Origin of the sequence: Agrobacterium sp. rho-13.3 (assembly GCF_033957765.2) — a bacterium.
Lineage (GTDB): Bacteria > Pseudomonadota > Alphaproteobacteria > Rhizobiales > Rhizobiaceae > Agrobacterium.
The window spans coordinates 1,801,616-1,827,680 of record NZ_CP192774.1; the positions used below are offsets into that span (position 1 = coordinate 1,801,616).

20 protein-coding genes, 1 tRNA gene and 1 riboswitch are annotated in these 26,065 nt (G+C 56.3%); of the genes, 5 read left to right on the forward strand and 16 right to left on the reverse strand.

Annotation, left to right across the window (positions count from 1 at the left end):
- Nucleotides 1–16: 16 nt before the first annotated feature.
- The 7 genes from nrdE to RMR16_RS09050 all read right to left on the reverse strand — a co-directional run bounded on the left by nrdE (nt 17) and on the right by RMR16_RS09050 (nt 6,348).
- Nucleotides 17–2,098 (reverse strand): class 1b ribonucleoside-diphosphate reductase subunit alpha, encoded by a 2,082-nt coding sequence (gene nrdE, locus RMR16_RS09020; RefSeq protein ID WP_432354633.1) that lies wholly within the window; start codon nt 2,096–2,098, stop codon nt 17–19.
- Nucleotides 2,099–2,214: 116 nt separating this feature from the next.
- A complete protein-coding gene (gene nrdI / locus RMR16_RS09025; protein WP_320200600.1) occupies nt 2,215–2,613 on the reverse strand; it encodes a class Ib ribonucleoside-diphosphate reductase assembly flavoprotein NrdI in 399 nt (132 codons plus the stop codon).
- A gap of 21 nt (nt 2,614–2,634) precedes the next feature.
- On the reverse strand, nt 2,635–2,859 hold the full coding sequence (gene nrdH, locus RMR16_RS09030) for a glutaredoxin-like protein NrdH (protein WP_320200566.1): 225 nt from the start codon (nt 2,857–2,859) through the stop codon (nt 2,635–2,637).
- Nucleotides 2,860–3,184: 325 nt separating this feature from the next.
- Nucleotides 3,185–3,410: riboswitch (cobalamin riboswitch) on the reverse strand.
- Nucleotides 3,411–3,560: 150 nt separating this feature from the next.
- Entirely contained in the window at nt 3,561–4,031 is a 471-nt protein-coding gene (locus RMR16_RS09035) for a heme-degrading domain-containing protein (RefSeq protein ID WP_320200567.1), read from the reverse strand.
- 128 nt (nt 4,032–4,159) lie between these two features.
- On the reverse strand, nt 4,160–5,218 hold the full coding sequence (locus tag RMR16_RS09040; protein WP_320200568.1) for a D-alanyl-D-alanine carboxypeptidase family protein: 1,059 nt from the start codon (nt 5,216–5,218) through the stop codon (nt 4,160–4,162).
- A 229-nt stretch (nt 5,219–5,447) separates the two neighbouring features.
- Entirely contained in the window at nt 5,448–5,885 is a 438-nt protein-coding gene (locus tag RMR16_RS09045; protein WP_320200569.1) for a hypothetical protein, read from the reverse strand.
- Between the two features lie 387 nt (nt 5,886–6,272).
- Nucleotides 6,273–6,348, reverse strand: a tRNA-Ile gene (locus RMR16_RS09050).
- Nucleotides 6,349–6,534: 186 nt separating this feature from the next.
- Between RMR16_RS09050 and RMR16_RS09055 the strand changes: the two genes are divergently transcribed.
- Nucleotides 6,535–7,272, forward strand: coding sequence for an SIMPL domain-containing protein (locus tag RMR16_RS09055; protein WP_320200570.1), 738 nt, complete (start codon nt 6,535–6,537; stop codon nt 7,270–7,272).
- A 276-nt stretch (nt 7,273–7,548) separates the two neighbouring features.
- On the opposite strand, the gene RMR16_RS09060 is transcribed toward RMR16_RS09055, so the two are convergent.
- Both RMR16_RS09060 and RMR16_RS09065 read right to left on the reverse strand, forming a co-directional pair.
- Nucleotides 7,549–7,902, reverse strand: a complete 354-nt coding sequence (locus tag RMR16_RS09060) for a hypothetical protein (protein ID WP_320200571.1) — start codon at nt 7,900–7,902, stop codon at nt 7,549–7,551.
- A 132-nt stretch (nt 7,903–8,034) separates the two neighbouring features.
- Nucleotides 8,035–8,457 carry a secondary thiamine-phosphate synthase enzyme YjbQ gene (locus RMR16_RS09065; RefSeq protein WP_320200572.1) on the reverse strand — a complete coding sequence of 141 codons (423 nt, stop codon included), beginning with the start codon at nt 8,455–8,457 and terminating at the stop codon, nt 8,035–8,037.
- A gap of 281 nt (nt 8,458–8,738) precedes the next feature.
- Here RMR16_RS09065 and RMR16_RS09070 point away from each other — a divergent pair, with 281 nt between their 5' ends.
- Nucleotides 8,739–11,291: an HWE histidine kinase domain-containing protein gene (locus RMR16_RS09070; RefSeq protein WP_320200573.1), complete on the forward strand. Its 2,553-nt coding sequence runs from the start codon at nt 8,739–8,741 to the stop codon at nt 11,289–11,291.
- A gap of 256 nt (nt 11,292–11,547) precedes the next feature.
- Here the strand turns inward: RMR16_RS09070 and RMR16_RS09075 are convergent, their stop codons facing one another.
- The 4 genes from RMR16_RS09075 to RMR16_RS09090 all read right to left on the reverse strand — a co-directional run bounded on the left by RMR16_RS09075 (nt 11,548) and on the right by RMR16_RS09090 (nt 17,936).
- Nucleotides 11,548–12,552 (reverse strand): DUF930 domain-containing protein, encoded by a 1,005-nt coding sequence (locus RMR16_RS09075; protein WP_320200574.1) that lies wholly within the window; start codon nt 12,550–12,552, stop codon nt 11,548–11,550.
- Between the two features lie 120 nt (nt 12,553–12,672).
- A complete protein-coding gene (gene rpoD, locus RMR16_RS09080; RefSeq protein WP_320200575.1) occupies nt 12,673–14,727 on the reverse strand; it encodes an RNA polymerase sigma factor RpoD in 2,055 nt (684 codons plus the stop codon).
- A gap of 391 nt (nt 14,728–15,118) precedes the next feature.
- On the reverse strand, nt 15,119–17,101 hold the full coding sequence (gene dnaG / locus RMR16_RS09085) for a DNA primase (protein WP_320200576.1): 1,983 nt from the start codon (nt 17,099–17,101) through the stop codon (nt 15,119–15,121).
- A gap of 382 nt (nt 17,102–17,483) precedes the next feature.
- Nucleotides 17,484–17,936 (reverse strand): GatB/YqeY domain-containing protein, encoded by a 453-nt coding sequence (locus RMR16_RS09090; RefSeq protein WP_320200577.1) that lies wholly within the window; start codon nt 17,934–17,936, stop codon nt 17,484–17,486.
- Between the two features lie 324 nt (nt 17,937–18,260).
- On the opposite strand from RMR16_RS09090, the gene carA reads away from it, so the two are divergent.
- The gene (gene carA / locus RMR16_RS09095) at nt 18,261–19,466 is read left to right on the forward strand and encodes a glutamine-hydrolyzing carbamoyl-phosphate synthase small subunit (protein ID WP_320200578.1); all 1,206 of its coding nucleotides are present in this window, start codon (nt 18,261–18,263) and stop codon (nt 19,464–19,466) included.
- 201 nt (nt 19,467–19,667) lie between these two features.
- Here the strand turns inward: carA and RMR16_RS09100 are convergent, their stop codons facing one another.
- Nucleotides 19,668–21,065 (reverse strand): MATE family efflux transporter, encoded by a 1,398-nt coding sequence (locus RMR16_RS09100; RefSeq protein WP_320200579.1) that lies wholly within the window; start codon nt 21,063–21,065, stop codon nt 19,668–19,670.
- Nucleotides 21,066–21,386: 321 nt separating this feature from the next.
- Between RMR16_RS09100 and RMR16_RS09105 the strand changes: the two genes are divergently transcribed.
- Nucleotides 21,387–23,477: a methyl-accepting chemotaxis protein gene (locus RMR16_RS09105; RefSeq protein ID WP_320200580.1), complete on the forward strand. Its 2,091-nt coding sequence runs from the start codon at nt 21,387–21,389 to the stop codon at nt 23,475–23,477.
- Between the two features lie 131 nt (nt 23,478–23,608).
- A complete protein-coding gene (locus tag RMR16_RS09110) occupies nt 23,609–24,088 on the forward strand; it encodes a DUF2938 domain-containing protein (protein WP_320200581.1) in 480 nt (159 codons plus the stop codon).
- Nucleotides 24,089–24,090: 2 nt separating this feature from the next.
- Here RMR16_RS09110 and ypfJ read toward each other — a convergent pair whose 3' ends face one another.
- A complete protein-coding gene (gene ypfJ, locus RMR16_RS09115; protein ID WP_320200582.1) occupies nt 24,091–24,990 on the reverse strand; it encodes a KPN_02809 family neutral zinc metallopeptidase in 900 nt (299 codons plus the stop codon).
- A gap of 159 nt (nt 24,991–25,149) precedes the next feature.
- On the reverse strand, nt 25,150–25,818 hold the full coding sequence (locus RMR16_RS09120; protein ID WP_320200583.1) for a glutathione S-transferase family protein: 669 nt from the start codon (nt 25,816–25,818) through the stop codon (nt 25,150–25,152).
- Nucleotides 25,819–26,065: the final 247 nt, after the last annotated feature.

Below are 26,065 nucleotides of genomic sequence, written 5' to 3' on the forward strand. Positions count from 1 at the left end.
TTTTTTGTTCTCATCATCACAGTGTGCAGGAAACGCAGCCCTGCACTTCCGTGCCGGACAAAGCCATCTGGCGAAGACGAATGTAATAAATCGTCTTGATGCCCTTTTTCCACGCATAGATCTGGGCGCGGTTGATATCGCGGGTCGTGGCGGTATCGCGGAAGAACAGTGTCAGCGACAGACCCTGATCCACATGCTGCGTGGCCGCCGCATAGGTATCGATGATCTTTTCCGGCCCGATTTCATAGGCATCCTGATAATATTCGAGATTATCATTGCTGAGATAGGCGGCGGGATAATAGACGCGGCCGATCTTGCCCTCTTTACGGATTTCGATTTTCGAAACAATGGGATGGATCGAAGAAGTCGAGTGATTGATATAGGAAATCGAACCCGTTGGCGGCACGGCCTGAAGGTTCTGGTTATATAGACCCCCTTCCATCACCGCCTGTTTCAACGCGCTCCAGTCTTCCTGCGTCGGAATGGAGATGCCAGCCTTTTCGAACAATTCCGCCACACGCGCTGTCGCCGGCTTCCACTCCTGCGTCACATATTTTTCGAAATATTCGCCGGACGCATATTTGGAGTTCTCAAAGCCCTTGAAGCTCTGCCCACGCTCCACAGCCAGCCGGTTCGACGCACGAATGGCGTGATAGGCAACCGTGTAGAAGTAGATGTTGGTGAAATCGATGCCTTCTTCCGAGCCGTAATAAATCCGCTCGCGGGCCAGATAGCCGTGCAGGTTCATCTGGCCAAGCCCAATGGCGTGGCTGTCGTCATTGCCCTTTTCCACCGATGGAACGGAGGAAATGTGGCTCATGTCGGACACGGCGGTCAGCGCGCGGATGGAGGTTTCGATGGTCTTGCCGAAATCCTGCGAATCCATGGTGGAGGCGATGTTCAGCGAACCCAGATTGCAGGAAATATCCTTGCCCATCTGGTCATAGGACAGGTCTTCATTGTAGGTGCTGGCTTCGCTGACCTGCAAGATTTCCGAGCAAAGGTTGCTCATGGAAATACGTCCGGCAATCGGGTTGGCCCGGTTTACCGTATCTTCGAACATGATGTAGGGATAACCGCTTTCGAACTGGATTTCGGCAATCACCTGGAAGAAGTCACGCGCCTTGATCTTCTTCTTGTGAATGCGGCTGTCCGCCACCATTTCGCGGTACTTTTCCGTCACCGAAATTTCCGTGAAGGGCACGCCGTAAACACGCTCGATATCGTAAGGCGAAAAGAGGTACATATCCTCATTGTTCTTCGCTAGCTCGAACGTAATGTCGGGAATGACGACGCCTAAAGACAGCGTCTTGATACGGATTTTTTCATCCGCATTTTCGCGCTTGGTATCCAGAAAACGCATGATATCGGGATGATGAGCGTTAAGATAAACAGCCCCTGCCCCCTGTCGCGCACCCAGCTGGTTGGCGTAGGAAAACGAATCTTCCAGCAGCTTCATGACCGGAATAATGCCCGAAGACTGGTTTTCGATCTGCTTGATCGGCGCACCGGCCTCACGAATATTGGTGAGAGACAGCGCCACACCGCCGCCGCGCTTGGAAAGCTGCAAGGCAGAATTGATGCCACGCGAGATGGATTCCATGTTGTCTTCAACGCGCAGCAGGAAGCACGACACGAGTTCGCCGCGCTGCTTTTTTCCGGCATTGAGGAAGGTCGGCGTCGCGGGCTGGAAACGGCCTGCGATGATCTCATCCACCAGATCCCGCGCCAGTTGCTCATTGCCCTGCGCCAGCGCGAACGCCACCATGCAGATGCGGTCTTCATACCGCTCCAGATAGCGTTTTCCATCAAAGGTCTTCAGCGTGTAGCTGGTGTAATATTTGAAGGCACCGAGGAAGGTCGGGAAGCGAAACTTCTTCGCATAGGCGTAATCGAACAGATCGCGCACGAAGTTGAAGGAATATTGATCCAGCACCTGCTGTTCGTAATATCCTTCGCTGACCAGATAATCGAGCTTTTCCCGCAGGTTGTGAAAGAACACCGTGTTCTGGTTCACATGCTGCAAGAAGTATTGCCGCGCCGCCATGCGGTCCTTTTCGAACTGGATATGTCCCTGCTCGTCATAGAGGTTCAGCATGGCGTTCAGCGCGTGGTAATCCACCGTCGCGTCGGCGGGGCTCACCTGCCGCTCGTTGACGGAACTGCGGGTGGAAGCATTGGTCTTTGCTCCCTCGTCCTTTGCGGTGGTGGTGGTCAGCGTATCCAAAATCGTTCCAGTCCATGTTTGACGTTGGCGACATCATCGGGCGTGCCTAAAAGCTCGAAGCGATAAAGAAACGGCACCGCGCATTTGCGCGACACGATATCCCCCGCCGAGGCATAGCCCGCGCCGAAATTCGTATTGCCCGCGGCGATGACGCCGCGAATGAGGTTGCGATTGGCAACGTGGTTGAGAAACTGGATGACCGGCTTGGGTACGGCACCCTTCATTCCCCCGCCACCATATGTGGGCGTAATCAGCACGTAAGGCTTATCGACTTCGGGTGCGGCTTCATCCGCCGACAAGGGCAGACGCAAGGCCCGCACGCCCAGTTTTTCAACAAAGCGATGGGTGGTTTCAGACCGGCTGGAATAATAAACGATCAGACCCATCAGACCCATCACATCCTCAAATCACGAAGCGAGAGCGCCAATCATATCCGGGCGGAAACCGGCCCAATGCCGCTCTCCGGCGATGACGACCGGAACCTGACGATACCCCAGACCCTGAACCAGCGCATAGGCATCTTCGTCGGCAGAAACGTCCACGATGTTGTAGGTGATGCCCTGTCGGTCCATCGCGCGGGTGGTGGCTGTGCATTGGACGCAGGCTGGTTTGCTGTAAACGGTAATGGTCATAATGTCCTCGTGGGAGTGGGCAAGCGATGGCGACCGCGCACCGCGTGATGCGCGTTGATGGACGTGGAATGAATGCGAAGCTGGATGCGTCACCCGCCCGAAGAGGTGGCGACGCTATCCTTCATGCTCAAAAGTTTCCGCACTGCTGACGCAAGGCGGCACAACATTCAGGCGGGCGTATACCACTCTCGGGGCAAGGTACTGAAACTGGACAACAAACTGGACATGGATTTACCCCGAAGTAGCTCATGCAGGACATTCGGGAACACGGTATGTTCGGCCCCTATGCCGCAACAAACCCTTCAACTCCCGGACACCCCGCCCGTTAATGTAACTGCTCTAGGCAGGTCTCCTGGCTCACGGGTCAAAACCTCCGCCCCGCCTTCCCGGATCAACATGACCCAGTGACATAGTGGAACAGACACTCGCCGCTTACAGTTGCGGGGGCAGCTACGGCATTGAAGCGCTCATCATGAGCGCCAACGCACCGTATTCCCGTCTTAGCCTCACAAGCCTTGCGACTCGAAGGAACCTAGAACACTACATATAGTAGACGAGGTTAATTTCCCGTCAACACTTATTACAATTCAAACGAAAACATCTGTGGGAAAGTGTGGCGACACCAAGGCGTGAAACGGACAGCCCCGGAAAACAATGACTTATCGCTTCCGCCTGCACCAAGCTGTGAAATGCGCAGCATTTTAAAGCGAGAGCAATTCCTTCAGCGATGCCGTGATCAGCGCATGATCCTCGACATCGGGCAGTCCACTGACGGCCACGGAGCCGATCAGCGTTCCGCCCCGCAATGCGAGAGGAAAGCCGCCGCCGCTTGCGACGAAGCTGCTCACCGGCAGTCCGAACTTGACGTTGAAGTCATATCCCTTTGCTTCCGCCTCGAGCCGAACCCGCAATGAACTGCGGTGGAAGCGATGAACCACGGCGCATTTGCGGCTGGTCCAGCCAAAATTATCGATGGTTGCGCCCGGAAGAAGACTTGCGAAAACGACATCTGCGCCATGCCTGACTTCGATGGCGACTGGCAGTTTCAAAGACGCCGCTTTTTCCCTGAGATGGCTGCCCAATCCCCAGGCAAAATCATAGTCGAATCGGTCAAGTTTAAGGGCATCTTCTTCAGCTCTTAAAGCGTCCAACGTCGGTGTCTCTATTGCCATGGCATCCTCTGTCCAATCCGTGGAATTCCCGTTTCAACCTCCATGGAGATGCACGAAAAGTCAAAGGCTTGGACGCGCCTTTCGAGCGCCATACACAGCCGCCGACATGAGCCCGCCGGGCCGCGCCCCTATTGTGGTTTAGAAGGGCGTTGTGTTGGAGTTGGCACTTCGACCACATGTTCGCTCTGCCACGTGGTTATGGCATGGACCTGCCCTGCAATCTGGTCGTTCAGAAACGTTTCCTTGCCCGGCAAGCCCATCGGATAGAGTGCTTCGCGTTCGGCTTCATAAGCCACGCTTTTGTCCGTGCAGAGGCGGATACGCATATCCTGTGGCGCAACGTCGCTACGGTTTTGCACCGCGTCCACTGGGCCAGAGGCATTCAACTGCCCATCAAACGCCTGCGTCAAATATTGTGCAGATCGCTCATCCCGTTCCCGCTCTGTCGTCGCGCCCATCATCACCACCATCACACTTTTCCCGTTGCGGGTGGCAAGGCCAACGTAATTTCGGCCCGATGCACAGAGAAAGCCGGTCTTCATGCCAACCGTGCCGCTGAAACGGGTCAGCAATGTATTGTTGGATTTGATCTCTTTCCCGTCAATCGTGACGGCAGACCCCTGAAAAAAGCGGTGGTAATCCGGAAACGTCCGTTCGATCTCCATTCCAAGGACCGCAAGGTCGCGTGCGGTCGTGTAATTTGTTCGGTTGAACAGGCCGTTGGGGCTGGAAAAATGCGTTCCCGTCATGCCAAGACGCGCGGCGGCGTCGTTCATCCGCTGAATAAACGCAGCTTCATTGGGTGCCACCGCCTCTGCCAAGGCCACGGCAACATCGTTGGCCGAGGCGGTCAGCGTGGCAAAAAGCGCGTCTTCGAGCGTCATCGTGCGCCCGAAGGTCAGGCCTGATTCCAGAAAAGCCTGTTTCGTCGCGTTGCGCGTCATCGTGACCGGCGTGGTCAAAGTCACTTGACCGGCGCGAAGCGCTTCAAACACTACCAGCGCCGTCATCAGCTTGGTTGTCGACGCCGGATACCAAGGCACCCCGGCATCTTCCTGATAAAGAACCTGACGACTTGCCGTATCGACCACCAGCACCGGCGTCGCATTGGCCGTGCCCCATGCGAACAGGGACGCTCCAAATGCTATTCTTCTCGATAGCTGTCCGGCCAATAGGGTTTTCATCATCTGTCAGTCTCCACGCAACATTGTCCTCATGACATGGGAGGCATTGCGGACACAAGCGCCTGCTAAGAGACAACTTTGGCAAGTCTGGGACAAGATGGCCGGTTATTGGCTTGTGAGCGGAGAAATGGTGCGTCGCCATATAAGTCCGGCCTCTCCAGTCGCAGTCGTGATACCCTGATGGAATACACACTCTTGCAGGGCTTGCGCCCATTCGAACAGAGGTCGAGCATTACGCCTTTATCGATGACCGATCGTTAATATTGGTTGATGGCAGCTTATCAAAAATCGCCTTGATGACACGAACCGGCCTGTTCTCAATAGGCACGCTCATCTTCATGTAAAGCTGGCCGTCGGTCAGGGTAAAATGGACATTAAACGAAGCACTGCTGTAGCTGCCACCGTGTCCCGGTTTCCATCGTCCGATGCCACTAAAGGTCGTGGACTGTCCGCCCTTCCCAATCTCCGCAACAGCAAACCAACCATTGTTTGACGTTATGCGCAGGACGGAGCCTTGCTCTTTAATGGCGATACGGCATTTGTCGCATTGCCCGGCGTTGGAGACAATTTGTTGCCAGTTTCCTGTAAAATTCGATTGCTCGGCCCGCATTTGGGTCAACGAGCAGAATGTGAATGCCATAAAGCAAAAGAGACCAATGATACGTCGCAATAGCTTGTCCTCTATAATTGTCATCTCTACGCTTTTCGCCAGCAAGCCACACGCGCCGCTTCCTCAGAACAAAACCACCGCTCGCCATACTGGGTGCAAATGATTGTCGTGTCGTCGTAGCCACCTCCCGCAAGAAAGGCAGTCGCTGAAGAAGCGACAACAAAACGCGAGAGACTACTCATGCCGCAATCATAGGTCGTAGAAATTTATGGCGCCTTTTCAAAATCGTTAAATTTCGAGCCAACGTGCGAATTGTCCCTCGTGTTGGCGGCTGTTCTGTCGAATAACCTGAACGTCAGGCCAATCTGCGAAGCCCCGTAGTCACTGTCAAAGGATGAACCTTGTACACTGGAGCGATATCTCGGACTGATTTGCTGGCAGGGGAAATGGTGGGCCCGGAGAGACTCGAACTCCCAACCAAGCGGTTATGAGCCGCCGGCTCTAACCATTGAGCTACAGGCCCTTTCGAACGCTGAAAAAGCGTGTCGAAATGCGGGGTTGCAATGGTTCAACCGGACGCGGATTTGGCTTTAACGCAAATTTTTGGATGCGACAAGCCGTTGTAGCATTGGACATGCAAACTATGCCGTATTAGCCACATAATCTCCTGCGACATCCACAACTGGGACGCTAACAAAGAGGAACCTCAATGACATCGAAACTCGCACGCTCCTTGGCGCTTTGCGCTTTTACCGCTCTTGCCGTTTTGCCCATGGCAGCCTCCGCGCAGGACAACGCAAAACGTGATTCTATCATCAGCGTTTCAGGCGAAGGCGATGCGGCAGTGGCGCCGGATTTGGCTATCCTGTCTTTCAGCGTGGTAAAGCAGGCAGAAACGGCGGCGGCAGCCCTCACCGAAAACAGCAAGGCCATGAAAGAAGTTCAGGCCGCGCTGAAATCCGCGGGCATCGCGGACAAGGATTTGCAGACCAGCAATTTTTCCGTGCAGCCGCTTTACAAGCAATTCGAGCCGAAGGATGGCGTTTACATCGCACCTGAGATCACCGGCTATCAGGTGACGAACGGCCTGACAGTGCGGGTGCGTGACCTCGCCAAGCTGGGCGACATTCTCGATAGCTCCGTGAAGCTGGGCATCAACCAGGGTGGCGACATAGCGTTTACGAATGACAACCCTGCAACGACGGTCACGCAGGCGCGCAAGGCCGCCGTTGCCGACGCGATTGCGAAAGCGAAAACACTGACGGAGGCGGCAGGCGTAAAACTCGGTCGCGTGATCGAGATCAGCGAAAACATGCAGCGGCCAATGCCTGTTCCGATGGCGATGATGCGCGCATCCGCCATGGAGAAATCGGACAGTGTGCCGATTGCTGCTGGTGAAAACACCTACAAGGTGTCGGTCAATGTGACATTTGCGTTGGAGCAATAAACGGCGAGAGGCGCGGAACCCGCGCCTCAACCACCTGACAAAAATTCTGTATAGAGGAGCGTCCATTTTTCCGTCATTCCGGCCTTGAGCCGGAATCCAGCTGCGCCGCGTCTGCGGTGCAGAAGACTCTTTTGCGATCAAGGAGTTGATCGCACTGGATCACGGATCAAGTCCGGGATGACGGAATAAACGGTGCGTTTCACAACAAAAATCCCCTCGCCGCACGACGCGACGAGGGGATGAATTTAAACAGTGATCTTTCGGTCATCCGTGCTGTTAACGGCGGATAACCGGGCAGCCGCGAACATTGGCGAATACGATACGGTCGCGACCCCGGCGGTCGAAGCCTGCCACGACGACGCGGCGTGGCGAGACGTCAACGACCTGGGCGCGGCGCAAGCCCATGCGGCTGGCTTTTTCCTCAGCCATCCAAGGGGCGCAACGGTCGCGGCCACGGTCCGGGCGATCCCAACCGGGACGGCCTCTGTCTGGACCGCCATGGCGATACCCATCCTGCACGTAGATGCCGTAACGAACATCCGGTCCGGCAGACGCCGTGGATGCCGTTGCAGAAAGTCCGCTGAGGGCGATGAGGGCTGCGACGCCTGCTTTTGCAAATGTGCTGATCATGGTCATACTCCGTTTCGTGATATTCGCCGCAAGGCCAGATGGCCGGGTCGATTGAGGCGACAATAATCAGCGTCTGGTGAACGGTTTCAGAACCGCACGTTCAGACTGCATTCATGCCGCTAATATGCATTTTCAAACAGAAAGATGCATGACGATCTGCCGTTGGTGGGGCTGGTTTCTGTGCTCGAACAGGTAAATGCCCTGCCATGTTCCCAACACCAATCTGCCGCCGGAAACGGGAATACCGAGCGACACCTGCGTCAACGCGGACTTGATGTGCGCAGGCATATCGTCCGGTCCCTCCATGGTGTGGATGACCCACGACATCGACGGATCACTGGAAGGCGGAACAAGGCGCGCGAAGAAGGTTTTCAGATCGCGCTGAACATCCGGGTCAGCATTTTCCTGGATCAGCAGCGAGCAGGAGGTGTGGCAAACGAACAGGGTGAGCAAGCCTTCGTCAACCGCGCAGGATTTTACGAAAGCCGCTGCGGCGTCCGTAAATTCATAAAGCCCCTGCCCGCGGGTTGCGATCATGATGGATTTTTGCGGCAAAAATTTCTCGCTTTCATGTGTGGAACCAAACGGCAAATACCGCGTTTGATGCGATCAGGCAGAGTTATGCGCATTGTGTTTTACGTGAGCAAACACAAACGTAAATCAGGGTCCAGGGGAAAAACCATAAGAATGCGCAAGTATGATGATGTGCAAAAAGGCTGCTTCTATTCAAAAAGCACAACGGCGTCTTTCGATGCGGATTTTTTAACGGCCAGTCAGTTATCAGAGATGATAATTAGCAGCTCATTCGCCCTATCTTGCCACCGAAAGACCAATCCATGACGCCGCCAGTGCAGCAGGTCGATCTTACGAACTGCGACAAAGAGCCTATCCACATTCCCGGTTCCATCCAGCCACACGGCTGTCTCATCGCTTGTGACAGCGCCATGCGCACGGTTCTGCGGCATTCTGCCAATTGCCAGAGTATCTTTGGTTTGTCCGGCGATATGCTTGGCAAACCCATCGAGGATTTTCTCGGAAATCACACCGTCCACGACTTGCGAAATGCACTGACCGTGACAGCAAACAGCAACCGCCCGGCCATGCTGCCGAATGTGACGCTGGAGTGTGGCAAATCCTTCGATATCTCTGTCCACCGGTTCAAATCAGTGGCGATCATCGAACTGGAGCCTGCCAGCAACGAGGCCCAGCCGCTTCACACCGCGCAGTTGATGATCGACCGCATTCGTGAAGCCGACAATGTCGATAGCCTCATTTCCCGCACCACGCGGCTCATCAAAGCAATGCTGGGGTATGACCGTGTGATGATCTACCGGTTTGAGCAGGATGGGGCCGGCAAGGTTATCTCCGAGGCCAAGCAGAGTGAGCTGGAAAGCTTTCTTGGGCAATATTTCCCCGCAACCGATATTCCCCAGCAGGCACGGGCGCTTTACCTGAAAAACACGCTGCGAATCATCTCGGATTCGAATGGCGAACGTATTCCGGTCGAGCCGGTGCTGGATGCTTCCGGCGAACCGCTTGATCTTTCGTTCGCCCATCTGCGCAGCGTTTCGCCCATCCACTGCGAATATCTGCGCAATATGGGTGTTGCGGCCTCCATGTCGATTTCCATCATAATCGATGGGGAATTGTGGGGACTGGTGGCCTGCCACCATTATTCGCCCCGCGTATTGCCCATGGCGATGCGCATCGCGGCGGAAATGTTCGGGGAGTTTTTCTCCCTCCATCTTCAGGCGCTCAAACAGAAGAAAAAGCTGGCGACGACACAGGATGCCCATGCATCGCTGGACAAGTTTCTGCGCCTTGCCGCCCACCACAACAACATCGACGAACTTTTGGTCGAAAGCCTGCCGGATTTCAGCACGCTTCTCCCTTGTGACGGCGTCGGCGTGTGGATGAACGAGCGCTGGTACAGCCTCGGCACCGTGCCGACAGAAGCACTCACACCGCAGCTTGCACGGTTGCTCGGCTCCGTGTCTGAAGGTCGCGTCTGGGCAACCCATGCTTTGTTCAATCATCTGCCGGAGGCGGAGGATCTGGGCGGTGAGATCGCTGGTATGCTGGCCGTTCCGCTGTCTCTCGTCAAAGACGACTATCTGATGTTTTTCAGACGGGAACTCGTGCAGACGCTGAACTGGGCGGGCAACCCGGATAAATCCTATGAAACCGGCCCCCTTGGCGACCGGCTGACACCGCGCAAAAGTTTCGCGATCTGGAAAGAAACCGTCCACAAACAGGCGCAGCCCTGGACCGAAGAAGACCGGCAGATTGCCGAGGCTGCCCGCGTGGCTCTGGTGGAAGTTGCCTTCCGCCACAGCGAATTGATGGCGGGAGAAAGGGCGCAGTCGGAAGTGCGCCAACGCATGTTGAACGAAGAGCTGAACCACCGCGTTAAAAACGTGCTGGCCATCATCAAATCACTGGTGGGCAATCCCACGCAGGAAGGCCGCACTCTTCAGGACTATGTCGGCGCATTGAAGGGCCGCATTCAGGCGCTTTCTTTTGCGCATGACCAAGTGGTGCGCGGCGAAGGCGGCGGATTGCTACGCGACCTTCTGGATGCCGAATTGTCTCCGCATCGCTCTCCCGACAACGCGATCAATCTGCAAGGTCCGAATATCGTTCTGGATTCCCGCGCTTTCTCGGTGATGGCGCTGGTGCTGCACGAGTTGGCAACCAATGCCGCGAAATACGGCGCCCTGGCGCAACCCGGTGGCAGGCTATCCATTTCGTGGGATCTGAATGATGTGGGTGACTGCGTTATCGCATGGCGTGAAACCGTGCCCGGTACAGTCACGCCACCGACCAGAACAGGCTTCGGCTCGGCACTGATTACCCGCAGCGTGCCTTACGATCTGGGCGGAAAAAGCCGCATCAGCTATTTGCCGCATGGCATCGAAGCCGAAATCGTGCTGCCGTCTCGCCATGCAACAGCCGGTCCAACAGAGACAGATCAGGACATGTCATTAGGCAACCCGGTCGCTTACAGCCCCTATTCCGTGGAGGAACCCTTGCGCGTCTTTCTCGTCGAAGATCAGATGCTGATCGCCATGGATGTCGAATATATGCTGGAAGCACGCGGCATCACCAATATCGAAACAGCCACCTCCTCCACCATGGCGCTGGATAAGCTGAAAAATCTGAAACCGGATGTCGCCATTCTCGACATCAATCTCGGCTCGGACACGTCGATCCCCGTCGCCTACGAACTGCTGCGCCGCCAAATCCCCTTCATGTTCGCCACCGGTTATGCCGATGGCATCATGATCCCGGCGGAGTTTGCCCATGTTCCGGTTATTCGCAAGCCCTATGACGAGGACGCGCTGATGTCGTCCATCGGTAAGCTGGTGGATAAGCCGGTGGTGGCTTGAGGTTCTTTTTGGGGGTCTGATTTTTCGATAATAGACGGCAGCGGGTGTGGCTTTACCCCCCCTCTGTCCTGCCGGACATCTCCCCCTCAAGGGGGGAGATCGGCTAGACGTTTCTTCGTCACTCCATCTGCAAGGGTCGAGATACGCGAGGGGTTGCCGCGGTTCGATCTTCCCCCTTGAGGTGGAGATATCCGGCAGGACAGAGGGGGTAAGCCACACCCGCTGCCGCGTACCGTAGACCTCTGCCCGACATCCTTTAATCCGCAACCAGACCTATTTTCTTGACGTCATCGGCAGAAAACTTCTTGCCGATATCAAAACGAAAATCCGTCACGAGATAGCGGTCCATGTCGATCTCACAGCGATAATGGATTGGATACCACTCCGCACCGACGTTAAATGCACCATAAGCATCCAGAACGTTGCCCACAATCGGTTCGTTTTTGCCGATATGCGGTTCCAATCCCTCCGCCGGAGACTGGCCTTTCCGCTCGTCTTTGATTTGCGCCAGTGCTTCGACAATACACAGTTGTGCGACCCGCTGACGAGGTGGTAACTGGCCGAGAATTTGCCGCCGCATCGGGGTTGGAGCCTTTGCGCCTGCAAGAATCTTCTTTGCGGGTTTGAGTTTAGGATCGCCAGCGCCATCGGGCTGTGCCTTGGGTTCCTCTTCCGGCTTCGTCTCTACCTCTGGCTTGGGCGTCGGCACGGCGACGGCAGCCGTGTCTGGGGGAGCGTCCGCTTCCACGGCAGCAATTTCCCCCTGCTCTGCTGTCGGCTTGCTGGATGAAGGCTCAGGCGGCGTTTCATACTTCTGAGCCTCCTCCGTCGGCTTCGGCTCCGGTTGTGAGGTTTCAGGCTCCTCCGCTGGCTTGGGCTGCTCCTGCCCACCCGTCTCTTCCTGTGTGGCCGGATCGTCACGCTCGTCCAACTGTGTTCCGTCCGGGCGGATAGCAATGTTAGGGATGCGCGTCTGAGGCGCAGGTTCAGGCGGTTTGGTTTCCGCAGGCGGCGGCGGCGGTGGTGGCGGAGGTGGCTCCTCGGCTTTTTCCTCTTCCGGCTGCGGTTTCGGTTCTTCCTTGGGTGGCTCCTCTTTTGGAGGTTCCACCAGTTCCACGCTCACGCTTTCCGGCTCTGCCGGAGCTTGGATGTTTTCAGGCCATTGCAGGTAAAACACGCCGACGATCAGAACATGCAGCATCACAGAGAGCGGGATGGTCCAACTCCTCTGCCGCCAGCTCTTTTTCGTGACCGGTTCCATACAAACCTGTTCCTGTTTCTGCATGTCACAGATAGGCGTTTTGAACGCCCGTGCCATCCTGAAAAACAAAAACCCGGCCAGAATAAACGGACCGGGCTTTTTGAAATGCTATGCCAAGACTTAGCTGTCGAGGAACGAACGCAGCTTGCGCGAACGGCTTGGGTGCTTGAGCTTGCGCAGCGCCTTTGCTTCGATCTGACGGATACGTTCGCGCGTTACCGAGAACTGCTGGCCGACTTCTTCCAGCGTGTGGTCCGTGTTCATGCCGATGCCGAAACGCATACGCAACACGCGCTCTTCACGCGGTGTGAGCGAGGCCAGAACGCGGGTCGTCGTTTCTCGAAGGTTGGCCTGAATGGCAGCATCGATCGGCAGAAGCGCGTTCTTGTCTTCGATGAAGTCACCCAGATGCGAATCCTCTTCGTCACCCACAGGGGTTTCGAGCGAAATCGGCTCTTTGGCGATTTTCAGAACCTTGCGCACTTTTTCAAGCGGCATGGCCAGCTTTTCAGCCAGTTCTTCCGGTGTTGGTTCACGACCGATTTCATGCAGCATCTGGCGCGATGTACGAACGATCTTGTTGATCGTTTCGATCATGTGCACCGGAATACGGATGGTACGGGCCTGGTCGGCAATCGAACGGGTGATGGCCTGTCGGATCCACCATGTCGCATAGGTCGAGAACTTGTAACCACGGCGGTATTCGAACTTGTCGACCGCTTTCATCAGGCCGATATTGCCTTCCTGAATGAGATCGAGGAACTGCAAACCACGGTTGGTATATTTTTTCGCAATCGAAATCACCAAGCGCAGGTTGGCTTCCACCATTTCCTTCTTGGCGATGCGCGCTTCGCGTTCACCCTTCTGGACCATGGACACGATACGGCGGAATTCGGCGATGGAAATGCCGGTTTCCTGTGCAAGATTCTGGATTTCCGAACGGATATCGCGGATCGTGTTGTTTTCTTCGCGTGCGAATTCCTTCCAGCCCTTGGCGGCCAGATTGGCAATCGACTTCATCCAGTTCGGATCAAGTTCCGCACCGTGATATTGCTCAAGGAAGCCATCACGCTTCACGCCATAGGACTCAGCAAGACGAAGCAAACGGCCTTCGTTCTGCATCAGACGCTTGGAAATATCATAGAGCTGCTCGACAAGGCTATCGACGCGGTTCTGGTTCAGCGACAGCGACTTAACCGCCGTGATCAGCTGATCTTTCAGTTCCTTGTAGCGGCGTTCCTGACCGGTGGACAGCGTGCCTGTGCAAGCCAGACGTGCTTCAACCTGCTGGTCCTGAAGCTTGCGCAGCTTCTTGTAGGTGTCAGCAATGGTGTCCAGCGTTTCCATGACCTGCGGGCGCAGTTCGGCTTCCATGGCAGCAAGCGAAAGGTTCGACTCGTCGTCGTCCTCTTCCTCTTCCTCATGGGGAAGGCCTTCACCTCCCACATTGGTCACATCGTCTTCACCGCCCGGATTGCGCAGACGACGGGTCTTTTCCTTCTCTTCGGCAGCCTTGCGGTCTGCTTCGATCTTTTCCGGGCTCTGGAACTGCGGCGCAGCCTTGGCTTCCGGGCCAGAATAGGTGGTTTCGAGATCGATGATCTCGCGCAGCAGCGTCGTGCCTTCGTTGAGTTCATCGCGCCAGATAATCAGCGCCTGGAACGTCAGCGGGCTTTCGCACAGTCCGGAGATCATCGTCTCGCGGCCAGCCTCGATGCGCTTTGCGATGGCGATTTCGCCTTCGCGCGACAGAAGCTCGACAGACCCCATTTCGCGCAGATACATGCGCACCGGGTCATCGGTACGGTCGGTCGGTTCTTTTTTCTTGGCAGTGGCCAGCGCCGTGCCGCTGGAAGGCGCAAGTTCGCCACCCTCGGACTCTTCCGCCTCGGTATCGGTGTCTTCGGCTTCAGCAGGCGCCTCTTCGGCGTCCTCATCCTCGACAACATTGATGCCCATTTCACTGAGCATCGCCATGATGTCTTCGATGCGGTCAGGATCAACCTGATCCGACGGCAGAACCTCGTTCAACTCGTCCATGGTGACGTAGCCGCGCTTCTTGGCGGCTTTGATCATCTTTTTGACCGCGTCATCCGAAAGATCGAGAAGCGGCCCATCCGTAGCGCTATCGCGTTCGTTTTCAGCTTCTTCGTTTTCTTTGACTTTGGTTGCCATCTATCTCGTCGCTTTCCCTGACGCTAACATCCGCTCCGCCGCAACGCCGTTCGCCCCAAGAGGCATCCGGCTAGGCCGCGAATCACTTGTCAAACACCTAACGGAATGATCTTTAATTGCCGATTAAACACGGCCACTACCGGCGGAATATCAAGACAGTGCATACAGAAATGCTTTTTCATGCAGTTTCGATCCGCCAAGTCCCATTCCACCTTACTTTTCCTGGAATGGTGATTCCCGCTATTTCCCGTCACGTCAAGCCTTTCTGGCCAGACCGAGGGTTAAAAACCAAAAAAGCCGTCATTGCGGCGACATTTTGCGGGCCTTCACCAACTTATCCACTATTTAGGTCGATCTTTTCAAAAGACAAGCCTGCATTGTCGTAAAAGCGCTAACCACGGCTATACGCGGCACCCTTGACCCGGCCCGACATAACTCCAAAACCATCTATAATCGCCTCCTGATTTTCCATGCGTCCGATTTCAAGCTGCACTTCTGACAGTGCGCGCATCAACTGCACCATGCGGTCGCCATCACCCTCTTCCGCGGCCTCGGCAATCTCGCGCTCCAGATCGATCTTCTGCCAGCGCAGCGCCTTGGTGCGTTTGTGGAGAGAAAGTGACTGCGTGTAGCCCTCACGCGCATCCTCGGGAGCCGCCTGCTCCGTTGCAGTCCATAACCGCGCGTTGCGGATCTGCTGGTTCATGACTTTCAAAAGCGCATCGAACCCCTGCACTTCCAGCCGCGACACAAGCCCTTCACGAGACAGCTCGGCTGCATTTTCCGCCGCATAGGTCAGCACCTGCGACCATAACCGTTGCAGATCACGGTTCTCATAATCGATGGCGGCGATCTCGTCATATTCCTCCAGCAAAAGCTGCGGGTGATTGACGATGGTGAGCGCCAACACGCTTTCGCGCAGCGCAGGCGTTGAAAGATGGCCTTTGACAAGACCGGACTGGCTAAGCCGGTCTGAGATGCTGCCAGCACCGGTGGTGCTTCCGCGCGCCGGGGCTTTTTGGCCGTTGCGGGCATTGCCACCGCCACCGCGCTCGAAGTTCCGGTTACCGGGCGCATTGTTGCGCTGAAACTGCGGCTGGAAAAACGCATTCAGCCGTTCGCGAATATCCTGCTGGTAAAAGCGGCGCACGCTTTCATCGCCAATAACGGCCACGATCTGCTTGAGACGGTTTTCCAACTCGGCGCGCTTTTCCGGCGTATCGAATGATACCGACGCCGTTTCACGGCTCCAGATCATCGCCGCAAGCGGCTTGGCCTCAGCCAGCACCCGGTCAAACGGTGCCCTGCCCTCATGACGAACCAGATCATCCGGGTCCTTGCCATCCGGCAGCAAGGCGAAGCTGACGGAGCGGCCCGGCTTGATGTGCGGCAGCGCCAGATCGGCAGCGCGGCTGGCGGCGCGAATGCCCGCGCCATCACCATCGAAACACAGGACCGGCTGCGGCGTCATCTTCCACAACAGATCAAGCTGGTTTTCAGTGAGCGCCGTGCCGAGCGGCGCGACGGCATTTTCCACACCGGCCTGATAGAGCGCGATGACGTCCATGTACCCTTCAACGGCAATGACCGTGCCGGAGGTTTGCGTGGCCCGCCGTGCGCGGGCAAAGTTATAAAGCACATTGCCCTTGTGAAAGAGCTCCGTTTCATTGGAATTGAGATATTTCGCCAGCGCATCCGCCGCCATGGCGCGACCGCCAAAGGCAATCACCTTTTCCCGCGACGACAGGATTGGGAACATGATGCGATCCCGAAAACGGTCGTACGACACCGGCACATTTTCATGCACCACCAGACCGCAGGCCTCCATCTGTTCCTTGGCGATGCCTTTGGAAGCCAGATGTTCTTTCAGCGCGTTGCGGCTATCGGGCGCAAAGCCCAGACGAAAGGTTTCGATGGTCCGGCCCGTCAGCCCGCGATCCCGCAAATAGGCCCGCGCCCGCGCACCCACAGACGTCTGTAATTGATCCTGAAAAAACAGGGTCGCCATTTCCATGACATCTTGCAGCGAGGCCCGCTCACGCTCACGCCGCTCCGCCTGCACATCCGGCTGCGGCATGACAACGCCCGCCATATCGGCAATCTGCTGCACGGCTTCGGGAAACGCCATGCCATCGAGGTCTGTCAGGAAACGGAAATGGTCACCAGACACACCACAGCCGAAGCAATGGTAACGGCCCTTGCGATCTTCACAGTGGAAGCTGGGGCTTTTTTCGCCATGGAAGGGGCAACAGGCCCAGTAGTCACCCTTGGAGGCGTTGCTCTTCTTCCGATCCCACGTCACACGTCTGCCGATAACATCAGAGATGTTCACTCGGTCACGTATCTCGTCGAGAAATGAGTTTGAAAAGCGCATTTTTACCTGGGGTCACTGCCTGTTTTCGGCCAGTCTTTTATATAAGCGCAGTGGAGCCGGAATACCAAGGGCGGAAACAATCCATACCCGTTATTCACAGGCGCATCGCATCACAGCAAATCACTTTCACCTACCAACTTCCGGCAAATTTAAGGCAGGAAAACCGCACCGAAAATTATGTTTTTGTAATTTGATGACGCGGGCTGAAGGGCTTATTCTAACGGCATCGGCATGATGCCGAGCGTGTGCGTACTGATAAATTGTGTGCGTAATGCTTGATGGTTCAGGTGACCCCCCCAAGAGACCCTGTGCCGTATATCCAAGCATAAAGAAAGGCAGGGCACCACAAGTGACCTGCCTTTCTCTTTTCCGGTCTTGAAGGCTACTTCAACAAGTCCTTGATGAGACCCGAAGCCTTGCCGAAATCGATCTGGCCGGGATAACGCTCTTTCAAAACGGCCATCACCTTGCCCATATCGCGCAGGCCAGCAGCGCCGGTTTCAGCGATGACACCTTCGAGGATGGAACGTACCTGGTCGTCTGGAATTTCTTCCGGCATGAAGCCTTTGATGATCGTGATTTCCTCACGCTCATGTTCGGCCAGTTCGGCGCGGCCAGCCTTTTCGTAAATCCCGGCAGACTCTTCGCGCTGCTTGATCATCTTTGCCAGAATTTGCAGAATTTCCTCGTCGGAAACCGGCTCTTTGCCGATGCCGCGATTGGCAATGTCACGATCCTTGATCGCAGCCTGAATCAAGCGGATCGTCGAAAGGCGGCGCGGTTCGCGGGCCTTCATGGCGTCTTTCAAAGCGTCGGCGAATGTATCGCGGATCATGTCTCTCTCCTTGGGAAAAGCCGTGTCTACCGGCATATCCGGGTCAGGCTTTTCCTTCATAATTTTGCCCGTGGCATAAACGAGCAACCGGGCATCGGCAAATCATTTGCATAAACCATTGAATCAGCTGGATTTAAATTCCAGTTAATTATTGGCCACGCGGTTGACCGTTTGCGCCCCTTTCGTTATTTTCCGGCACCTGCACAGGATTTTAACGAAGGTTACGACGCGAAGGCTTTCGCGCGCCCTTATCCGCGAACAAAGATGACCGCTTTGCACCTGCCTTTCCGAAGGCGGGCCGCAGTGGCAGAAACGGAAAACGAGATGACCGAGACAGCACCCTGGACCACCCGCAAACCCACCGCCATGCTCGTTCTGGCAGATGGCACCGTGATCGAGGGAACCGGCATTGGCGCAACCGGCAAGGTACAGGCGGAAGTCTGCTTCAACACCGCGCTGACGGGTTATGAGGAAATTCTCACCGACCCATCCTATCTCGGCCAGATCGTTACCTTCACTTTCCCGCACATCGGCAACATCGGCACCAATGAAGAAGACATCGAAGACCTGACGCCCGCTGCACGGCGCGGCGCGGTTGGCGTCATCTTCAAGGCTGACATCACCGACCCTTCGAACTACCGCGCCATAAAGCACCTTGACGCCTGGCTGAAGACACGCGGCGTCATCGGCCTGTGCGGCGTCGATACCCGCGCCCTAACAGCATGGATTCGCGAGAACGGCGCACCAAACGCTGTCATCGCCCATGACCCGAACGGCGTTTTCGACATCGAAGCACTGAAGGCAGAAGCCAAGGCTTGGAGCGGACTGGAAGGTCTGGACCTCGCCATCGAAGCCACATCCGGCCAGTCTTCCGTCTGGAGCGAAACACCTTGGGTCTGGAACGAAGGCTATGGATCGCTTGCTGAAGGCGATGCCAAGTACCACGTCGTCTGCGTCGATTTCGGTGTGAAGCGCAATATTCTGCGCCTGTTTGCCGGTCTGGAGTGCAAGGTCACGGTCGTGCCTGCGCAAACCTCTGCCGAAGACATTCTGGCGCTGAAGCCCGATGGCGTCTTCCTGTCCAACGGTCCGGGAGATCCGGCTGCAACGGGCAAATATGCCGTTCCGGTTATTCAAGACCTCATCAAGTCGGAGCTGCCGGTGTTCGGCATCTGCCTCGGCCACCAGATGCTGGGCCTTGCGGTTGGCGCAAAAACCGAAAAGATGCATCAGGGTCACCACGGCGCGAACCACCCGGTCAAGGACTTTACGACAGGCAAGGTGGAAATCGTGTCCATGAACCACGGCTTTGCGGTGGATGCGAAGTCTCTGCCCGAAGGCGTTGAAGAGACTCACACTTCCCTGTTCGATGGCACCAATTGCGGCCTGCGCATCACCGGCAAGCCGGTGTTCTCGGTACAGCACCACCCGGAAGCATCCCCCGGTCCGCAGGACAGCCACTATCTATTCCGCCGCTTCGTCAACCTGCTTCGTGAGAAGAAGGGCGAACCGGCTCTGGCAGAACGCTGATAAGACTCATATTATTGAAGAACATGCGGCCCGCTTTAGAACCTTGGCGGGTCAGATTGAGGCTTTCTGCCGGAGCAGATTTTTGTCAGGGCGGCGACGGTTGGTGAAGAGCATACCCAAAGGTATGGTCGAGACAATCGTTGCTGATCCTGATGGAAATATGCCCGGCAGAAAGCCTCAATCTGACCCGCCAAGGTTCTTTTAGCGGGCCGTTTTCATTTCACGCTTCACCATCAGGTAAAAACGGATGGTCAGCAAAATCGCCGCCGCCGAGAGGCCGACGACGAAGCCGACCCAGACCCCGCGCCCGCCAAAGCCAAGCGGAAAGGCGGAGATCCACGCCAACGAGAAACCAATCGGCCAATAGGAAATCAGCGCCAGGATCATCGGTACGCGCGCATCTTTCAGGCCACGCAGCAGACCGGCGGCAACCGCCTGCATTCCATCCACCAGCTGAAAGACGCCAGCAATGATGACCAGCGTGCTGGCATAAGCCAAGACGTCCGTTGCGCCGGGAAGCGCCGGGTCCAGAAACCAGCTGGCCAGAAACTCGGGATAGATGGCAAACAGCAATCCGCCACAGGCTGCGATGGCACAGGCCACGACGTAAACGGTGATCGCTGCCCGCACGAGATTGGGGTAATCATTCTGCCCGTGTGCCACACCGATGCGCACCGTTGCCGCCTGCGCAAGCCCCATGGGAATCATGAAGGCAATAGAGGCAAGCTGTAGCGCGATGCCATGGGCGGCGAGCTCAATGGTGCCGATCTGCCCCATCAGGATGGACGCGGCGGAAAACAGGGTGACTTCGGCAAGAATGGTGACGCTGATCGGCAGGCCGAGCCGCAGCACGTCCCACAGGGCGTGCCAATCCGGTCTCCAGAACCGTACGAACAATTCGTATCGCCGCGTTTCTTCCCGCGTCTGGATGTAGACGATGATAAAAACGAGGCTGAACGCATTGACGATGACGGCAGCGAAGGCCGCGCCAATCATGCCGAAAGCGGGCGAGCCAAAATGGCCGAGCACCAGCGCATAGGCCAGAAAACCGTTGATCAGCAGCATGGCGATGGTGACGTAGAGAATGATGCCCGCCCGTCCGATGGCGCTGACGAGGCCACGCATGACGTAAAACAGAAGTGCTGGCAAAAGCCCGAATTGCGCCACGGCGAGATATTGGCCGGTCATGGCAGACACGGCAGGGTTTTGCCCCAACGAAAGAAGAATGGCTTCCGCGTTGAAAAACAGCGGCATAACAAGCAGCCAATAGACCGTCGCCACCCACATGCCCATGCGCAAGGCGCGGCGTGCGGACGTGGCATCGCCCTGCCCGTGGGCATTGGCAACCATGGGCACCACAGCAATCGAAAAACCGGAGCCGAAGATAAACACGACGAAATAGAATTGCCCGGCCAGCACCATGGCCGCAAGCTTTTCAGCGCCCAATTGCCCGACGATAATCATATCCGTGGTGTGAATGGCGAGCTGCGCCAGTTGCGCGCCGATCAACGGAATTCCCAACGCAAGCGTTGCTCGCAAATGCGCTGACCACGAACTGACACCCACTGGCGTGTTCCCAACCGCAACCGACGAAGACATGACATCACCTCAAAAAGCAAAAGCCGCTTCCCTGCAATTAGGGAAAGCGGCGCGACACGTCCATAAGACATTTCGCCTGGCTGCGCAAGAATGCGGCAAACGCGTAAAATAACAGCAGTCAAATAAGTTATTTAATAAAAACAGTAAGTTATAATAAAAGACTTACTACATTTGAGAAAACTTAAACTTTATTTACAGTTGCACAATAAAACCAAATACAAAGGTACATATACCTAAGGGTGCATGAGGCACGCCACACACGCCAGAGGCATGCTTCCTTCACAACTCCGGTGCTCCCGGTCTCATTCCGAGGTCTAAAAATTGTCCAGGAAATCCAACCTGATGACACGCATTGTTGTTGCGGCGTCCTGCGTGGTCGTCGCCGCATTTGCGGGCTTTTCGATTTACATCGATGGCCTTCAGCGTGATGCAGCCAATCACTTCGTTGAAGATAAACTCAATGCCGCTGGCAAACAGTCCGCACAGAGCATCGCAAACTGGCTGAATGGCCGCGTGATGATGACCGAAATGGTCGGCGCGGCCATGGTCAAGGCCACCGATCCCAAGCTGCTGGACGTGGCTTTGCACAACGACATTCTGGCGCGTGAGTTCAAATCCGCATATTTCGGCGATGAGGCCGGCGTCTTTGAAAACTGGCCGAAAACCACCATGCGGGCCGGTTATGATCCACGCCAGCGTCCATGGTATCAGGCCGCTGTCAAGGCCAACGGCACCGTGCTGACAGAACCTTACGTCGATGCCACCACGGGCAAGCTGGTGGTCAGTGCTGCCCTTCCCGTGATGCGCGAAGGCAAACTTGCGGGCGTTGCCGCCAGCGACTTTATGCTGACGACCCTCGTTTCCATGATCGGTTCTGTCGATGCGGGCGTGGATGGTTATGCGTTTCTGGTGAACAAGGACGGCAAAATCCTCATCCACCCGGATGATGCGATGATCAACAAGACGCTTGCTGACCTCTTCCCGGTCGCGACACCGAAGATTTCGCAGGCGATGTCGCAAACGCAGATCAACGGCGTGGATAAGATCACCAGCTTCATCTCCGTGCCGGGCCTGCCTTCCGTCGAGTGGTCCGTGGGCCTCGTGATCGACCGCAACGTGGCTTTCGCGTCGATTTCGCAGTTTCGTATTGCCGCTGTCGTCGCAACCATTCTGGCCGTCGCTGGCATGATTGCGTTCCTCGCATTCCTCGTCAACAGCCTCATCGTCAAGCCTGTCACGCAGATGACCTCGGCGATGGACCAGCTTGCGGCTGGCAATGTCAACGCTGCCATTCCGGGACAGGAACGCACGGACCAGATCGGATCGATGGCTGCAGCCGTTGCCGTGTTCCGTGCCAATGCCTTGGAGCGGCTTCGTCTTGAAGGCGATGCTGAGCAGACGCGCAATCTGTCTGAACGGGAGCGCAGCGAGCGCGAACAGCATTCGGCGAAAGACACTGCCGATATTCAATTCGCTGTCGATAAGCTGGCAGAAGGCCTTGCACATCTTTCGGATGGCGACCTGAACTACCGCATCAACACGCCGTTCGTCGCACGCATCGACCGCCTGCGCGAAGACTTCAACGGTTCGATCAGCAAGCTCAATGCCGCCCTCGTCAACGTTGGGCAGAACGCCCGCGCCATCGATGCCGGTGCCAGCGAAATCCGCCAATCCGCCGATGATCTTGCAAAGCGTACCGAACAGCAGGCAGCCTCGGTGGAAGAAACCGCAGCGGCGCTGGAAGAAATCACCACGACGGTGAAGGACTCCGCAAAGCGTGCCGAAGAAGTTGGCCGACTTGTCGAGCGTGCCCGCAGCAACGCCGAACAATCCGGCGTGGTTGTCAGCGATGCCGTCAAGGCCATGGAAGGCATCGAGCATTCCTCGTCCGGCATCTCGAAAATCATCGGCGTTATCGACGAAATCGCCTTCCAGACCAACCTTCTGGCGCTGAATGCAGGCGTTGAAGCGGCGCGTGCCGGTGAAGCTGGCAAGGGCTTTGCGGTCGTGGCGCAGGAAGTGCGTGAACTCGCTCAACGCTCTGCCAATGCCGCCAAGGAAATCAAGGTGCTGATCAGCGCTTCGACAACCCAGGTCGAAGCGGGCGTTTCGCTGGTCGGCAATGCCGGAAAGGCGCTGGACACGATCGTGGCCGAAGTGCAGGAAATCAACAAGCACATCAACGCCATCGTGCTGTCGTCCCGCGAACAGTCCACCGGCTTGCAGGAAATCAACACGGCGATCAACACCATCGACCAAGGCACGCAGCAAAACGCTGCCATGGTTGAAGAACAGACCGCAGCAAGCCACGGCCTTGCTTCCGAAGCCGCCGCACTGAACGCCCTGCTCGCCCAGTTCAAACTGGCAAACGAACAGAGCCAGCGTTACTCAGGCTACAACCGCGCAGCCTGATCAACATAAAGCGTGGCCGTGAACGCGGCCACGCTTTCCAATACCCGCTCCCGATAACGTCATGCGTGCCCTTGTCGCAGACGCAAAAACCCGACACGCTGCCGCACAGTGAAACGACTCGGGAGGGAATGATGTCGGAAACCATTTGGCGCGGCGTTGCAATGGGAATTGGCGGCACGGTTTTTATGGATATCTGGGCCATCATCCTTCACCGTTTTTTCCATCAGTCAGCGCCCAATTGGGGCCCCGTCGGACGGTGGTTCTGGCATCTGCCCAAAGGCAAGGTTTTTCACGATACTATCGCGACCGCCAGCCCTTACGACCACGAAGTCGCACTCGGCTGGGTCTCACATTATGCCGTCGGTGTTGCTTACGGAATCATTCTGGCCCTGGTCGCACCAGATGGATGGTTCGCTGCACCATCCTTCATTTTACCATGGGTTATTGGAATCCTGACCGTGGCCGCTGGCTGGTTTCTGCTCCAGCCGGGCCTTGGCATAGGCTGGGCGGCGTCGAAAACGCCCAACCCCACCAAGGTTCGCGCCCTCAACCTCGTCGCACATACGGTATTTGCGCTCGGAATGTACGTGACGGCACTGCTTCTCGCATAATTTCAGATATTGGCGGAAAACGTATCGCAGTCTTCCACGCGGCCACTGTCGAAACCACGCCGAAACCATTCGGCACGCTGCGCAGATGTTCCGTGGTTGAAACTATCCGGCACCACATAGCCTTGCGTTTCCTTCTGCAACGTATCGTCACCAATCTGATGCGCCGCGTTGAGCGCCTCTTCCAGATCGCCGGTTTCCAGAAGCCCCTTCTGCTGTGTGGATTTGCCCCAGATGCCGGCATAACAATCTGCCTGCAACTCGACCTTCACCGACATCTTGTTGGCATCGGTCTGGCTCATGGCTTGGCGGCGGCGGTTGAACTCGGGCAGAACGCCGGTCAGGTTCTGAATATGATGGCCCACCTCGTGCGCAATCACGTAAGCCTGCGCAAAATCACCCGATGCGCCGAAACGTTTGTCCAGTTCCCGGAAAAAGTCGGTGTCCAGATAAACCTTGCGGTCCACAGGGCAATAGAACGGGCCGCTTGCCGAAGACGCCGAACCACAGGCAGAGCGTGTCTGCCCGGCGAAGAGAACAAGCGTCGGCTTCTCGTAGGTTTCCCCGGCGGCGCTGAAAATCTTGCCCCAGGTATCTTCTGTTTCTGCCAGAACGGTCCGAACGAAAGCCGTTGTATCATCATTGGACTGGCCTTGAGGCCGCGTGCCCTGGGTCTGTTGACCGCCGCCATCCAGCGACACATCACCGCCGGAAAGCAGGGTCAGCGGATTGATGCCCAATGCCCAGCTGATCAGCAGAATAACGACAAGACCGCCAATGCCTATCCCGCCGCCACGACCACCACCGCCGGTGGGAAGGCGAAAGCCACCACCACCCGTGCCGCCGGAGGACATTCCGCGCCTGTCTTCAATATTGTCGGATTGGCGACGCCCTCTCCACTGCATATCAGTCTCCCCATCAGTCTGTCGCTAAACGCTAGAGTTTTGAAAGCGTTCCTGCAAGAGCGCTATGCGTCCATTCGGACGCATAAAAGACGCTCGTACCGTTTGAACCGACGCATCGCGCTTTCCGAAAATCGGCAACGATTTTCAGGCAGATGCTCGTCAGCTGTTGGCGTAAACATAGGCGCCACCCTTCTTCAATGCGCGTTGATAGGCAGGACGCGCACGAATGTTTTGAAGAAACTGAACAATGGCAGGCGTTTTGTTTGCACCCGCCGCGCGGCTCATGGCCGCTTCCACCGGAAAGCTCATGGCAATGTCTGCGCCCGTCAGTTCACTGCCCGCAAACAGGCCGTCCCGCGCCAGTTCGCTTTCCCAATAGGCCGTGTGGTCTTTGAGTTGCGGATCAACGAGTTTGCTGGCCACACCGTTTGAGATGAGATTGGCGACAGGCCGCAGCAAAAAAGGAACCTCACGCGGGATGCGTGAAAACAGGAGCTTGAGCAACAGCAGCGGCATGGCAGACCCTTCGGCATAATGCAGCCAGTATATATAGCGTCTGTATGCGTCGGTTCCCGGCTGCGGGCGAAACGCACCGTTTCCATAGGTATCGAGCAGATATTCGATGATCGCGCCGCTTTCCGCGTAGATTTTACCGCCATCCTCGATGACAGGAGATTTGCCCAGCGGATGGATGGCTTTCAGGCTTTTCGGGGCTCGCATGTCCGGCGCGCGTTTGTAGGTCTTCACCTCGTAATCAAGGCCAAGCTCTTCCAGCAGCCAGAGAATGCGATGTGCGCGGGAATTTTCGAGATAATGAACGGTAATCATATGGCCCTGCTCTATCTTTGTGGAAACAAACTAATTCCTTCAAATTTCACTACGTTTTTAGAAGCGACAAGGATCAGGTTGCGGCACAGTTTTATGACAATCAAACTTTCCTGTCAGAAAGCGAAGATTCGGGGTTCCGTTCGCCAAAACATTTGCCTATAAGCCGCTTCTAGCCTGAAAAGATTGGAATTGCGCGCCCCGGCCGGTGGATTTCACCTTGGCCGTTTTTTGCGCAACACGAAAAGCG

Excerpts from the sequence above, each read along its gene's own strand:
- nrdH (WP_320200566.1), bottom strand. The coding sequence starts at position 2,859 with ATGACCATTACCGTTTACAGCAAACCAGCCTGCGTCCAATGCACAGCC.
- RMR16_RS09055 (WP_320200570.1), top strand. The coding sequence starts at position 6,535 with ATGACATCGAAACTCGCACGCTCCTTGGCGCTTTGCGCTTTTACCGCT.
- dnaG (WP_320200576.1), bottom strand. The coding sequence starts at position 17,101 with ATGCGCTTTTCAAACTCATTTCTCGACGAGATACGTGACCGAGTGAAC.
- carA (WP_320200578.1), top strand. The coding sequence starts at position 18,261 with ATGACCGAGACAGCACCCTGGACCACCCGCAAACCCACCGCCATGCTC.
- RMR16_RS09100 (WP_320200579.1), bottom strand. The coding sequence starts at position 21,065 with ATGTCTTCGTCGGTTGCGGTTGGGAACACGCCAGTGGGTGTCAGTTCG.
- RMR16_RS09090 (WP_320200577.1), bottom strand. The coding sequence starts at position 17,936 with ATGATCCGCGATACATTCGCCGACGCTTTGAAAGACGCCATGAAGGCC.
- ypfJ (WP_320200582.1), bottom strand. The coding sequence starts at position 24,990 with ATGCAGTGGAGAGGGCGTCGCCAATCCGACAATATTGAAGACAGGCGC.
- RMR16_RS09070 (WP_320200573.1), top strand. The coding sequence starts at position 8,739 with ATGACGCCGCCAGTGCAGCAGGTCGATCTTACGAACTGCGACAAAGAG.
- rpoD (WP_320200575.1), bottom strand. The coding sequence starts at position 14,727 with ATGGCAACCAAAGTCAAAGAAAACGAAGAAGCTGAAAACGAACGCGAT.
- nrdE (WP_432354633.1), bottom strand. The coding sequence starts at position 2,098 with ATGCTGAACCTCTATGACGAGCAGGGACATATCCAGTTCGAAAAGGAC.
- RMR16_RS09110 (WP_320200581.1), top strand. The coding sequence starts at position 23,609 with ATGTCGGAAACCATTTGGCGCGGCGTTGCAATGGGAATTGGCGGCACG.
- nrdI (WP_320200600.1), bottom strand. The coding sequence starts at position 2,613 with ATGGGTCTGATCGTTTATTATTCCAGCCGGTCTGAAACCACCCATCGC.
- RMR16_RS09040 (WP_320200568.1), bottom strand. The coding sequence starts at position 5,218 with ATGATGAAAACCCTATTGGCCGGACAGCTATCGAGAAGAATAGCATTT.
- RMR16_RS09035 (WP_320200567.1), bottom strand. The coding sequence starts at position 4,031 with ATGGCAATAGAGACACCGACGTTGGACGCTTTAAGAGCTGAAGAAGAT.
- RMR16_RS09075 (WP_320200574.1), bottom strand. The coding sequence starts at position 12,552 with ATGGAACCGGTCACGAAAAAGAGCTGGCGGCAGAGGAGTTGGACCATC.
- RMR16_RS09120 (WP_320200583.1), bottom strand. The coding sequence starts at position 25,818 with ATGATTACCGTTCATTATCTCGAAAATTCCCGCGCACATCGCATTCTC.
- RMR16_RS09060 (WP_320200571.1), bottom strand. The coding sequence starts at position 7,902 with ATGATCAGCACATTTGCAAAAGCAGGCGTCGCAGCCCTCATCGCCCTC.